Genomic DNA, 13,721 nt, shown 5'->3' with positions numbered 1-13,721 from the left:
GAGCAGGATGGTTGATCTGGTTTATTTGGTTAATTTGGTTTGGTTTGTTCGTCCGGTTGGTTCCGATCAGAGGAACGAAACAAGTCAAATGAATCAGACCAACCAAATAAACTAAATAAACCAACCAAACCGATGAACCAATTTGCTGATACGTGCGTTTAAAAAGGTTAGCAAATCCTGGTCGGTAGTACAGTCAATTGCCGGTCCTTGCCTTGCGTTGGGCCAGGGTATTCCGTATAAGGGCCTACATGATGAAGAGAGTCTGTGTATGGATCATGATCGGAGGGCTTATTCTTTGGCTGCCGTCCGGCGCCGGCGGATCGACCTGTCAGGTGGAGACATCTGATCCAGGGCCGGGGGTGGGGTTGGTGCGGCATCTGAGCGTCGATTGCACGGAACAAGAGCGAGAAGCGCGAGCGGTGGATGCCACACAGGTACTGCAGGCGTTCAGAGAAGGGAAGGGGATTGATCTTGCAGGGGTCGTCATTCGCGGCAATCTATCTTTGGATACGTTGCCTGTAGGCAGGCTGCCGCCTGAGCTTGAGGGGGCGAAGGACCTGCAAGGTTTCGAGGTACGTCTGATTTCCGGCTCCATGAAGATTGTCAATTCGGTGGTACGAGGAACGATCAGGTACGGATCAACAACAGGGTTGCTGGTGATACAGGGTCCTGTGTCGTTTAACGGGACCAGGTTTGAGCAGGTGGTAGATCTCTCACGATCTGTATTCCTTCAGCCAGTGACTCTGTCAGGCGCACAGTTCTTGCGGGAGTCCTATTTTGTGCAAGGGCGGTTTCTGCGCGGCTTGTACGCTGAGGGCACGATGTTCGGTCCGCATACGAGATTTCATCGATCGGTCTTTCAAGGGCCGGTCACCTTCCGGCAATCGAGGTTCAACGGGCTGGCGGAATTTTTGGAAGTGACTTTCGAGAAGGATGCCGATCTGTCACACAGCTATTTCACCCTGGGAACCGGGTTTTCCGGAAGCCGGTTTCAAGGGAGGGCGGATTTCTCCGAGGTGACCTTCGAACGCGAAGCGTTTTTTACCTTTACCCTTTTCGACGGAGACACGTACTTTCCCGGCGCCAGATTCCAATCGACGGCGGATTTTTCTGATGCGTCATTCAAGGGACGGGACGACTTTTCGAAAGCCCATTTCAACCAGAAACCACAGTTTACAGGAGCAGCCAAACCAGCAACCGTACAGGCGGCGCAAGAGAGCGAAAATCGGATGGTCCCCTACGCGGTCGGCTTCACGCTTCTGGCCGCCATCGCCCTATTAGCTGTCTATGTGATAAGGTCACGATAAGGGCAGCGAATCCCTGGTCACCACTACTAATAGATGCATGCTTGCTCCGCCTTACCAAGTCTGGTATAAGCTCATCTGTGGATCACCACTCAGACGCTGCGGAACAAATAGAGCTGCCCTATCAGGTTCGCATCGAAAACTTTGAAGGGCCTCTTGATCTCTTGCTCCATCTCATTAAGAAGAGCGAGATCAATATTTACGATATTCCCATCCATCTGATCGCGCAGCAATACCTCACCTATATTGAAGCGATGGAAGAGCTGAATCTGACTGTTGCGGGAGAGTTTCTTGTGATGGCGGCCACCTTGCTACAAATCAAGTCGAAGATGCTGCTGCCAGCCGATGAGACGGTTCCCGATGAAGAGGATGGGCCTGATCCACGTGAAGAGTTAGTGCGGCGACTGCTTGAATACAAGAAGTTCAAAGAGGCAGCCCGTCAGTTGGATGAGCACGAGCGGCTCTGGCGTGAGATCTACAGCCGTGAGCCGAGCCAGGCGTCCCAACTGGAATCTGATGAGAGTCTGCTGGAGGAGGTCGGTCTGTTCGATTTAGTGGATGCCCTGCAGGGAATCCTCGATCGCAATCCCGGGAAGCAACTCCTGGAGATTGTGCCGGATAATTTGACGGTTCGGGAGCGGATGAACGCGATTTTGGAAATGTTGGAAGGGCGGGAGTCGGTCAGTTTTGTCGAGCTCTTCGAACGCTCCTGCCATCGTCTTGTCATCATTGTCACATTCTTGGCCTTGCTGGAACTGATGAGGCTTCGAACGGCTCGAGTATTCCAGGCAGAACATTTCGGGCCAATTCTCGTGTCGCGCGCGTTCTCACTCGTACCGGACCCGGCAGAATGGGATGATGCTGAATGGAGGGGAGCATGAGCTCAACTATGGAGCAAGACACAGACAGCACCTCGGTAGGATCACCGTCTGCTGTTGAGGGTGACGGGGTGTTGGAGGATGCGTCCAAGGATGCCGGTGCCGAGGTAGTGGACAGCCAAGCGGAGGCCATCGACCAGCGGGAACTCAAGGCCATTCTCGAAGCGGTCTTGTTCGTGTCGTCCGAACCGGTCCCGGTCGCTCGGCTGACGTCTATCTTGGGAAAGATCTCAAAAGCTGAAGTGGTTCAGACACTGACGATGCTCGCGCACGATTTAGATCAGGATGGGCGAGGCATTCAGCTTGTACAGATCGCAGGCGGGTATCGGCTGGTGACGAAGCAGGAGTATGGACCGTGGCTGAAACGGATGGATAAAGCCAAGGTGGCACAAAAACTCTCTCGCTCCGCACTCGAATCCCTCGCCATTATTGCCTACAAGCAGCCGCTCGTGCGGTCTGAGATCGAAGAGATTCGTGGCGTCGAAACGTCCGGTGTCCTGAGAACGTTGCTTGAACGGAAACTGGTTCGGATCGTCGGTCGCAAGGAGGTCCCGGGTCGGCCGATCATGTACGGAACCACGAAGTTTTTCCTTGAGCATTTCGGATTACAGGATTTGAGTCAGCTCCCACCGCTACGTGAATTCAAAGAACTCGGCGAATCTGAGCAGGCCCTCTTGCCAATCGAGGAAGAGTCTAATGATCTGGCAGACGGTACGATAGAGCTAGCCTTCGATGCCGAGAGCAGCGAGAGCATGCTCCAAGAGCCGGTCGAACAGGCCTGATCAGGAAGCGAAGGAGCAGGCAGACCGTTCTTCTTGCTCGCAGAGCCCCCACGATAAAACGGTGGTCGCTCGATGCGCGCAGTGAAGAACGATCTGCCCACTCCTTCTGGGGAAATCGAGGATCAACAGGCTACCCTTCACTCCTAAAAAAAGTCGCCTCACACTGACTTCATTTCGCTCTCACACCTCGACGAGAACGATCTTACGCGATTAGCCAAATCAGCTTTGCCTCGACTTCAACCTCCAACGAGGCAGAGTAGGGCAAAGTCAGGCATTGGCTCCTCCTGTGCTCCTGGGATTGAGGGGTGAAAGAAGTGATCAAGAGAGATACCTGGTCACCCCAAGCTGATTCTGTAACCCCATGTCTAACGTGTGGTGATGACGAGGCTGTTGTTTTCAACCCGGACGGATTCAATCTGGGGCGGAAGCTGGAATTTGTCTCGATTGGTCGGTGAGTCGAACAGTTGATGGACGACGCTGTCGAGGGTCGAGGAGGGAATGGGTAATGAGCCGAGTTTGCCGGCAGTGGGTCGTAGCCTGATGTAGCCCCCTTCGGTGGTGATCGTACCTTCGAGTTGCAGTGAAATCTCTTTTCCATAGAGGGCAAAGAGGGCATAGGCCCGAAGTTGATTGCCCATTAGGTTCATACGGACGTCTTTCAATGCCGATTGAACTTCTTGGACGGTCGGCTCGTGTCCAGCTGGCACCGGGATATCGGCCTGCTGTGCTTGATGGGTGGAGGCAATGGCAAGATTCTCGCGCATCCACTGATTCAACTCTGCTTCGTTGAGCGAAAGGGCATGAGGTTGATTCGATTGCACAGCCGTTTGCAGCTGAGCCATTTTTTCTGCGACGCGATCGGCTGCCTGCGGATCGGTTTGGATCGGCAGTGGCGGTGCCTGGCGAAGGATCAACAGTAAGATTCCGATTGTGAGGGGCAGGGAGATCCAGGAAAGCAAGCGGAATACCTGAGCGAGCGATCCGGACGGGGCTGGCTGCGTCGTGGTCTCAGTATCGGCGATCGTCGGCTCCTCGACTGCCGGAACCAGCGGTTTGAACTTAGAGAAGATGATTCCGCAACGTCGGCATTCCGGTCCTTCCTCTTGTTCAAATCCACACTTGGGACAAGTAATCGCTGCCTTGCATGTCGATGACGAAGATTGCAGTCGCATGAGACGACTGTAGTTCAGAGAGGCAAGGAGCGCAAAGAATAGCGTAAAATCGCCCGGCCTGGCTCACTGCGTTCTCTTCCTCCTATACTCTCCCAGAAACGGGGCCCCTCGCTGCTCTTCACTGCGCGCATCGAGCGACCACCATAAATCTAATTGATCCTTCCAAGCTTGCTCGTGGCCCCTTCAGGGATGGGGGCTGATTGATCTTCCACTGCGCGCGGTAGTCCAATTCCCCAGGTCATTATTAAGGGTAGCCTAGTCGACCCTCGATTGCGCGCGTCGAACGAGCACATTCCTATCGTGCGCGTTCCGCGAGCAGGAGGGCGATTAGGCTGCCCTTCCCATCATTCTGCGACCGCGCGTTCCGCGAGCACAGAAGATCATCAGGCTCCATCCCCGTCCCCCGTTGACTCCCCTCAAGCCCCTTTGCTAGACTTCCATTTCCCAATCTAAGTTGTTGAAACAGGCGAAGTTCTTCCGTATCACCCGGTCTAGTTACACAAGGCACCACCCTATGATCAAAGCATGGCTGTTCGACGAGATGTTTCGAGTCGATCGATTGCATCTCACCATCGACGGAACCCAGGGAGAATGGGGTGCCGGCGATTCAATTGCGGCAGAGGAAGAACTTCCCCCACCGCCGGCTCATGTGGCCGCGAAATCGGGGAACGGTAGGATCACCATCACCTGGGATCCCGTTCCGGAAGCCATGTATTACAACCTCTACTTCCAAACGACCAAGGGCGTGATGATCAAGCCCTCCGAGCTCACACGTCCAATAGCCTCTGACGACGACTTTAAATCCGTCATTGGAGTGAACAAAGAAAAAGGCAACTGTCTGGAAGGTGCTCAGAGCCCGTTCGTCCATGACGATCTGGCCAACGGGACCTGTTACCACTACGTCGTCACTGTGGTGACGCAGAAGGGGGAGAGTCTCGAGTCTCAGGAGGTTATGGCGATTCCCTCGCCTTATCTGTTGGCTCTGAGCATCGGTCGAGGGGGTGTGGACGACGGCGAGTTCAACTCGCCCACGGGGATCACGCTTGACAAGGATAACAATATTTACGTCGCCGATACTGATAACCATTCGATTCAGAAGTTCGACAAGTCGGGGAAGTTTCTCGCGCGATGGGGCGGAGACCCCTCTTCACAGGAAGGCAGCTTCTACTATCCTCGCGGATTGGCAGTCGGACCGAGAGATGTATTGTACGTGGCAGACAGCGGTAATAACCGCATTCAGAAATTCGATCTCAGTGGTAACCCGATGCAGGCCTGGGGCAAGTTCGGGTTTGCCTGGCGCGGGGCTGATCTGGGCAAATTCGATGTGCCTTGGGGGCTGGCTACGGATACGGAAGGTAATCTGTATGTGTCCGACACGAGCAACGCACGTATCCAGAAATTCACCTCGGATGGAACAGCGTTACTCAAGTGGGGCCGCGACGGGAGCTTCGATGGCGCCTTCTTCTTTCCCCGTGGTGTAGCGGTCGATTTTGTCGGCAATATATTCGTGGCTGATGAAAGCAATAATCGCATTCAGAAATTCGATGCCCGCGGAAGTTTTCTGGCTAAGTGGGGTCGGGAAGGGTCCGGTCCCGGCCAATTCAAGTCTCCCTGGGGACTTGCCTGCGATGCGCTCGGCAACGTCTATGTCGTTGATACGGGAAACCATCGCATTCAAAAATTCGACGGCAACGGGACGTTCCTCTGTGCCTGGGGGAACCGTGGAAAGACCGAGGGGCAGCTGAATTATCCCTATGGCATTGCGGTCGACAAAGAAGGCGCCGTATATGTGGTCGACAGCGGCAATAGCCGCATCCTGAAGTATGTGCCGACGGATGAAGAGCTCAATCGCGGCAAAGAAGAGACTGCGGCCAGCCAGGCGCCGAGTGAGACTCCGCCTCCCGGCAGCGTGGCGGTCAAAGCCGGCGATACGGAAACCTTCCTCAGTTGGATGGAGGTTCCCGGCGCCCAGTCCTATAACGTCTATTTCAATACCGTTCCGAATCTCACAACCCAGTCAGCGACGAAGATTGAAGGCGCGCCGAATCCCTATGTGCACACCGGTCTCTCGAACGATACTCCCTACTACTATGCGGTGACCGCGGTGTTCGAGACCGGCGCAGAAAGCGGGCTGTCGAGTGAAGTGACAGCCACACCGGTACTCATCGATATTACGGCGCCCCAGAACCCCTATGCCGTGATCAACCATGGCGCATTCATGGCAAATACGCCGGAAGTGATCGTGACGATTTCAGCGAACGACGTCGATACAGGAGTGGGGGCCTACTTTATTTCCGAGGCCCCCATGACTCCGGTGGCGGGGACACCGGGATGGGTCGACGTCACGCCAACTACCAAATTCGGCGCGACGGTTCCCTTCATTCTCTCCCCTGGAGACGGGCAGAAGTCGATCTACGTGTGGTTTAAGGATGTGGGCGGAAACGTCTCTACCCCTGCAGCGGCTACTATTTTGATCAACACATCCGGCTATCTCTGTGTGGCTCAATGGGGCTGCACGGGCCGGGGAGCCTCGTTGTTGCATGGCGGAGAGTTCATGGCTCCAATCTACGGGCTGAGCATCGATCAACAGGGCTCGCTGTTCGTGGTCGATAACGGCAACAACCGGATACAAAAGTTCGACAATGCGGGAAACTTTATTATCCTCTGGGGAAATTTCGGTTCGGCCAATGCGAATTTCCATAACCCCACCGGGATTGCGTGCGACGGCAAAGGCGACGTCTGGGTCGTCGACACGAACAACCACCGCGTCCAGAAATTCGACGGGAAGCTCGGGGGCTATCTCATGAAGTTCGGGTCGCGCGGGAACGGCGAAGGACAGTTCAACTCACCCTGGGGTATCGCGGTCGATCGGGTGCGTGGGTATATGTATGTCGTCGACAGTGCGAACTTCCGCGTGCAGAAATTCGACATGAACGGGGAGTTCATCATGTCTTGGGGTAGCTTCGGGAGCGGAGATGGCCAGTTCTACTTCCCGCGTGGCGTGGCTGTGGACCAGACTGATGGATTTGTGTATGTCGTCGACATGGGGAATCACCGGATTCAGAAGTTCGACACCAGCACCAATGTGCTTCCTCAGTTGCTGGTCAAATGGGGTGGCAGTGCCGAACCGGGCCATGCCAGCAGCGCTCTCGCACAGGAGGCAGGTCAGTTGAGGTCTCCATGGGGTGTTGCGGTTGATGGGGCAGGCGATGTGTATGTCACGGATACAGGCAACCACCGCATCGAGAAGTTCGACAAAGAAGGCAATTTCATCACCCAGTGGGGTGGGTTTGGAAACGGAAAGGGGCAGTTCAACTTCCCCTATGGCATTGCGGTGGATGCTAGAGGCAGTGTGTTTGCCGTTGACAGCGGGAACACCAGAGTTGAACAGTTCATGCCGGCCGACGAGGGAAGCGAACGGCTTCAGGAAGACGCCGAGACCGTGGCAGAAATCGAGCAACCGCAAGGCACATCGAAGACGTAAGCGGCCGGAGGCCGTTGCGGGAGAAGCGGCTGGCTTCTGTTGTTTATCTGGTTTGTTTCGTTGAACCAAACTAACCAAATGAACCAAACTAACCAAATGAACCGTCTGCTCGTGAAGGAAAGACATGCTCGATAAAGAACCGCGATTAGGATTGACCTACGACGACGTGGTATTGGTTCCGGCCAAGTCACAAATCCTGCCGACTGAAACTGATCTGCGCACAAGGCTGACTCGCCACAGCAAAATCAACATCCCCATCATCAGTTCGGCGATGGATACGGTCACCGAGTCTCGTTTGGCCATCGCTATTGCCCGCGAAGGAGGCATCGGCATCATCCACCGGGTCTTGTCGCCGGAGAGTCAATCCACCGAAGTGGACCGGGTCAAAAAATCCGAGAGCGGGATGATTCTCGACCCGATCACCATTGCGCCCGATCAAACGATTCGCGATGCCCATGCGTTGATGGCGAAATACCGGATCTCCGGGATTCCCGTCACGAAAGATAAAAAGTTGGTCGGCATTCTTACCAATCGCGACCTGCGGTTCGAAACCAGGATGGATTTGAAGGTCTCGCAGATCATGAAGCGCGACAAGCTCGTCACGGCGCCCGAGGGGACGAGCCTGGAAAAGGCCCGCGAAGTGCTGCACGAGCATCGGATCGAGAAGCTTCCCGTGGTCAATAAGCATTTCGAACTGATGGGGCTCATTACCATCAAGGATATTGAAAAACGCATCATGTATCCCAATGCCTGCAAGGACGGACATGGCCGACTCTGTGTCGGTGCCGCTGTCGGTGTGGGGCCAGATACAGAAGATCGTGTGGCGTTGCTCAAGAAGGCCGGGGTGGATGTGATTGTGGTCGATACGGCCCACGGGCATTCGCTAGCCGTGCTGGATACGGTCAAGATGATCAAGAAACGTCATCCGGAGCTCGACGTGATCGCCGGGAATATTGCCACCGCTGAAGCGGCGAAAGACCTTCTTCGGGCCGGCGTCGATGCCGTGAAGGTGGGTGTGGGGCCTGGCTCGATTTGTACGACCCGTATTGTATCCGGAGCCGGGATGCCGCAGCTGACGGCGATTGCCGATTGCGCGAAAGTCCTGGCAGGCAGTGGGGTGCCGGTCATTGCAGACGGCGGAATCAAACATTCCGGCGATATCACGAAGGCCTTGGCAGCCGGCGCCTCCTCGGTGATGCTCGGCGGACTCTTGGCAGGGACGGAAGAATCGCCGGGGGAAACCGAGCTGTACCAAGCCAGAACCTATAAGGTGTATCGCGGCATGGGCTCGATCGGCGCAATGGAGCGAGGCGGTGGAGACCGGTACGGGCAAGGCGGGCGTCCGGCGCAGAAGCTGGTCCCGGAAGGCATCGAAGGGCGCGTGCCTTATAAAGGGAAGCTCGCAGCCGTCATCTATCAATTGGTCGGTGGAGTCAAGTCCGGCATGGGCTACTGCGGATGCAGGACGATCTCAGACTTACAGCAGAAGGCCACATTTATTCGGCAGACGGTCGCAGGCCTCCGCGAAAGTCACGTGCATGATGTGATCATCACCAAGGAAGCGCCGAATTATCGGATGGACTGGGAGTAAGACGCCGTGAAACGTTAGGCGACCAGCAACGCAGTCTGATCGTTCCGTGACCCAATACCCCTTACCCCTCACCCCTTACGCCTAACGAATTCTGATGGAACTCTGGCACGATAGAATCCTGGTTCTCGACTTCGGGTCCCAATACACACAGCTGATTGCGCGCCGCATTCGCGAAGCCCACGTCTACTCGCAGATTCTGCCCTGCACCGCCTCCTTGGCGACGATCCTCGCCTATCGCCCGAAAGGCATCGTACTCTCCGGTGGCCCCTCCAGCGTATACGAGAAGAAGTCGCCGACCATCCCTAAGGAACTCTTCGATCAACAGATTCCCATTCTCGGCATCTGCTATGGCATGCAGCTGGTGACACATCTGTCCGGTGGTGAGGTTGCCAAATCCAAGCATCGAGAATACGGCCGAGCCGATCTCACGATCGATGACCAGAGCGACCTTTTCAAGGACATCGGCACAGATGGATCGACGGTTGTCTGGATGTCGCACGGGGACCGTATCGAACGGATGCCGCCGGGCTTCCGCTCGATCGCACATACGGCCAATTCTCCGATCGCCGCGATGAAGCGTGACGATCACAAACGCCGGATCTATTGCCTCCAGTTTCACCCGGAGGTCGCTCATACGCCGGAAGGAGCGACGCTGCTCCGCAATTTCGTGTACCACATCTGTAATTGCAAACCGACCTGGACGATGCAGTCCTACGTGGATAGCGCGGTGCAGCAGATTCGCGAACAGGTGGGCAAGGAGCGGGTGATCTGTGCACTGAGCGGGGGCGTGGATTCATCGGTGGCGGCGGCCTTGACCCATCGGGCCATCGGCGATCAGCTGACCTGTATCTTCGTCGACAACGGACTGCTTCGGAGCGGAGAGAAGGAACAGGTCAAACAGACCTTTGCTCAACAGCTGCATCTGAATTTGCGGCTTCTCGACGCGTCCGATTCATTTCTTGCCAAGCTCAAGGGAGTGACCAACCCGGAGCGGAAGCGGAAAATTATCGGGAAACAGTTCATCGAACAATTCGAGGCCGAGGCGAAAAAGAAATCAGGCGGCGCAAAATTTTTGGTCCAAGGCACCCTCTATCCCGACGTGATCGAGAGCGTGAGTTTCAAGGGACCGTCGGCCACGATCAAGACCCACCACAATGTCGGAGGGTTGCCGACGCGGATGAAGCTGAAATTGATCGAGCCCTTGAGGGAACTGTTCAAGGATGAAGTGCGGGTGTTGGGGAAGGAGCTGGGACTGCCGGACGAAATAGTCTGGCGGCAGCCTTTCCCGGGGCCCGGCCTGGCCATTCGCGTACTGGGGGCTGTGACCAGGGAGCGACTGGCGATTCTGCGAGCAGCCGAGACCATTCTCGACCAGGAGATCCGCGCGGCCGGTTTGTACCGGGAGATCTGGCAATCACTGGCCGTGCTGTTGCCGATCAGGACCGTCGGCGTCATGGGCGATCAACGGACCTACGAACATGTCGTGGCGCTGCGCGCCGTAACGAGCCTGGATGGGATGACGGCTGATTGGGCCAAGATCCCGAACGACGTCCTGGGCAGGATCTCAAACCGGATCATCAACGAAGTGAAAGGCGTGAACCGGGTGGTATACGATATCAGCTCGAAGCCGCCGGCCACGATCGAATGGGAATAGGAGACGTGAGGCGTAAGGGGTGAGGGGTTAGGCGTGATAGAGAGGGAATTACTGGCCCTCCGGTCGCCTGACACCTGACACCTGACGCCTCACGCCTAACGAACTATGGAAGTGAGACTACAAAAAGTCATTGCCGGGACGGGATTGGCTTCGCGGCGTAAAGCCGAGGAGTGGATTGCCGCCGGGCGCGTGACGGTCAACGGCAAGGTGGTGACGGAACTCGGCACCAAGGTCGATCCTGATCGCGTTCACATCAAGGTGGACGGGAAGCACCTGAGCTCCGCCCAGCCCTTCGTCTATCTGCTCTTGAATAAACCGAAGAATGTGATGTCGACATTGGTTGATCCGGGAGGTAGGCCGACCGTGAAGGACTACCTCCGTGGGATTTCGGTGCGGGTGTTTCCCGTCGGTCGATTAGATTTCGACAGCGAGGGGTTGATGCTCCTGACCAATCATGGCGACTTGGCCCAGACGTTACTCCATCCGCGCTACCATGTGCCGAAGACCTATCTCATCAAGATCAAGCAGGTCTTGACTGATGAACAGATCCGGCAATTGGAGCAAGGGGTGCAATTGGACGACGGCATGACCGGTCCGGCCATCGTCAAGAAGGTCAAGAAGGCCAAGCTCAACTCCTGGCTGGAGATTACGATCCGTGAGGGACGGCAGCACCAAGTAAAGCGGATGTTGGAATCGGTCGGCCATCCGGTGTTGAAGTTGACGAGAATCAAGATGGGCCCTCTGTCGTTGGGCGATCTGGGGCCGGGTGAGTTCAGGTATCTCACGGATCGTGAAGCGAATGCTCTGCGCGAGCTTGCGGAACAGAAGCTGGCCTTGGCAGAGGATACAGAGAAACAGGCGCCAAGACCGAAGAGGCGGGTGAGCCGGGTAGGATGGGCACGATCCAAGAAAGCGAAGGTGGTATGAAGGTTAGAACGCATCGGTGCGGGGAACTCACGAAAGCGTCTGTCGGGCAGACTGTCGTCCTGAACGGCTGGGTCCAGCGGCGGCGTGACCATGGCATGGTCATGTTCATCGATCTGCGGGATCGAACCGGGATCACGCAGGTGGTCTTCAATGCCGAGCGGAATGCCGCGGTCCATCAGGGCGCCCACGAGTTGCGAAGCGAGTCGGTCGTGTCGGTGACGGGCCAGGTCATGGCCCGCCCTGACGAGTCGAAAAATTCCAACCTGCCGACCGGTGAGGTTGAAGTCTTCGTGGATGCCGTCGAGATTCTGAATGAGTCGAAGACCCCGCCCTTCGTCATCGAAGATGATGCAGAAGTGACGGAATCGATCCGGTTGAAGTACCGCTATCTGGATCTTCGCCGCCCGAAAATGCAGCGGCTCTTGAGCCTCCGGCATGACATCATGCAAGCCGTTCGTGGATTTCTGAACGCAGAACGTTTCCTTGAAGTGGAAACGCCGATTCTGACCAAGAGCACACCCGAAGGCGCGCGGGACTATCTGGTGCCGAGCCGGGTGAACCCCGGTCAATTTTATGCGCTGCCTCAGTCGCCCCAACTATTCAAGCAGGTCCTCATGGTCAGTGGGGTTGATCGCTATTATCAGATCGCCCGCTGCTTCCGCGATGAGGATCTGCGCAATGACCGGCAGCCTGAATTTACACAGATCGATGCGGAGCTGTCCTTTGCCGACCGCGAGCAAGTGATGACTTTGATGGAGCAGATGATCGTCACAGTGTTTCGTGAGGCGGGGGGCGTCCACTTGCCGACCCCCTTTCCGCGTATGACCTATGCCGAGGCGGTGGGCCGCTACGGATCGGATAAGCCGGATCTGCGTTTCGATATGCCGTTATATGACGTGACCGCCTTTGCGGCGACCAGCGAGTTCAAGGTGTTCAAGGAAGCGGCGACCAAGGGCGGGATCGTAAAGGCGCTGATCGTGAAGGGCGGAGCGGCCACGCCGCGAAGCAAGATCGATGCGCTCGGTGAGATGGCCAAGAGTTTTGGCGCCAAGGGGCTCGCCTGGCTTAAGATTACGGCGGAAGGGCAGCTGGAGTCCGTGATCGCAAAATTTCTGGATGCGAAGGCCTTCGCGGCGGCCCTTCCCGAGGCCAAGCCAGGCGATTTAGTCCTCTTCGGCGCCGACAAGGCCGCCATTGTCCACGATGTCCTGGGCCGCATCAGATTGTCGCTGGGTGAAGAACTGAAGCTGATCGATACCAAGGCCTGGAAACCTCTGTGGGTTATCGAATTCCCCCTGCTCGACTATTCGCCGGAGGAGAAGCGATACATTTTCATGCACAATCCCTTTGCCGCGCCGATGGACGAGGATGTGGCGTTCCTGGAATCGGACCCGCTCAAAGTCCGGGCGAAGGCCTATGACATGGTGTTGAACGGAAGTGAAATCGGCGGCGGGAGTATCCGGAACCATCGGAGCGATATCCAGCTGCGCATCCTCGACCTGCTCGGGATCAACAAGGAGCAGGCCCAGGCGAAGTTCGGGTTCTTGCTCGATGCGCTCGACTACGGGGCGCCTCCGCACGGCGGAATCGCGTTCGGCCTCGACCGGCTGATCATGTTATTGGGAGAGGCGGGCTCGATCCGCGACGTGATCGCGTTCCCCAAAACGCAACGGGCACAGTGCCCGTTGACCGACGCGCCCTCTGCCGCCAGTGCCGATCAGTTGAAGGAGTTGCGGATCAAGCTCGATCTCGTCGAGTAGCATGATGTTGAAAAAGTCCGCCAGCGTTATTGGGAGATTGAGGCTGAGGCTAAGGTTGAGCAAATAAGAACCTGTTCGACACGTAACCTTAACCGCGACCTAAGCCTTCTTCATTCGCTGCGGCCGCGCTTGGGAAAGGGCGCGTCTCGGCGCACCAGGGTTGGGCGGG

At 56.4% G+C, this 13,721-nt stretch carries 9 protein-coding genes; 8 read left to right on the top strand and 1 reads right to left on the bottom strand.

Annotation, left to right across the window (positions count from 1 at the left end):
* Positions 1 to 248: 248 nt before the first annotated feature.
* The 3 genes from HZB34_15125 (at position 249) to scpB (ending at position 2,964) form a co-directional block, all read left to right on the top strand.
* Positions 249 to 1,307 (top strand): pentapeptide repeat-containing protein, encoded by a 1,059-nt coding sequence (locus HZB34_15125; protein MBI5317291.1) that lies wholly within the window; start codon positions 249 to 251, stop codon positions 1,305 to 1,307.
* Between the two features lie 77 nt (positions 1,308 to 1,384).
* Positions 1,385 to 2,185: a segregation/condensation protein A gene (locus tag HZB34_15120; protein ID MBI5317290.1), complete on the top strand. Its 801-nt coding sequence runs from the start codon at positions 1,385 to 1,387 to the stop codon at positions 2,183 to 2,185.
* Positions 2,186 to 2,193: 8 nt separating this feature from the next.
* On the top strand, positions 2,194 to 2,964 hold the full coding sequence (gene scpB / locus HZB34_15115) for an SMC-Scp complex subunit ScpB (GenBank protein ID MBI5317289.1): 771 nt from the start codon (positions 2,194 to 2,196) through the stop codon (positions 2,962 to 2,964).
* A gap of 365 nt (positions 2,965 to 3,329) precedes the next feature.
* Here scpB and HZB34_15110 read toward each other — a convergent pair whose 3' ends face one another.
* Entirely contained in the window at positions 3,330 to 4,136 is an 807-nt protein-coding gene (locus tag HZB34_15110) for a hypothetical protein (GenBank protein ID MBI5317288.1), read from the bottom strand.
* 514 nt (positions 4,137 to 4,650) lie between these two features.
* Between HZB34_15110 and HZB34_15105 the strand changes: the two genes are divergently transcribed.
* The 5 genes from HZB34_15105 to aspS all read left to right on the top strand — a co-directional run bounded on the left by HZB34_15105 (position 4,651) and on the right by aspS (position 13,552).
* A complete protein-coding gene (locus tag HZB34_15105; protein MBI5317287.1) occupies positions 4,651 to 7,620 on the top strand; it encodes an SMP-30/gluconolactonase/LRE family protein in 2,970 nt (989 codons plus the stop codon).
* A gap of 124 nt (positions 7,621 to 7,744) precedes the next feature.
* Positions 7,745 to 9,211 (top strand): IMP dehydrogenase, encoded by a 1,467-nt coding sequence (guaB, locus tag HZB34_15100; protein MBI5317286.1) that lies wholly within the window; start codon positions 7,745 to 7,747, stop codon positions 9,209 to 9,211.
* 94 nt (positions 9,212 to 9,305) lie between these two features.
* The gene (gene guaA, locus HZB34_15095) at positions 9,306 to 10,865 is read left to right on the top strand and encodes a glutamine-hydrolyzing GMP synthase (GenBank protein MBI5317285.1); all 1,560 of its coding nucleotides are present in this window, start codon (positions 9,306 to 9,308) and stop codon (positions 10,863 to 10,865) included.
* 105 nt (positions 10,866 to 10,970) lie between these two features.
* Positions 10,971 to 11,792: an rRNA pseudouridine synthase gene (locus tag HZB34_15090; protein MBI5317284.1), complete on the top strand. Its 822-nt coding sequence runs from the start codon at positions 10,971 to 10,973 to the stop codon at positions 11,790 to 11,792.
* Positions 11,789 to 13,552, top strand: coding sequence for an aspartate--tRNA ligase (gene aspS, locus HZB34_15085; GenBank protein ID MBI5317283.1), 1,764 nt, complete (start codon positions 11,789 to 11,791; stop codon positions 13,550 to 13,552). The genes HZB34_15090 and aspS overlap by 4 nt, the downstream gene beginning before the upstream one ends.
* The last annotated feature ends 169 nt before the right edge of the window (positions 13,553 to 13,721 follow it).

It is taken from the genome of Nitrospirota bacterium (assembly GCA_016219645.1).
GTDB lineage: Bacteria > Nitrospirota > Nitrospiria > Nitrospirales > Nitrospiraceae > Palsa-1315.
Note: the sequence above shows the minus strand (reverse complement) of the source record. Positions and strands in the feature narration are given on the sequence as shown.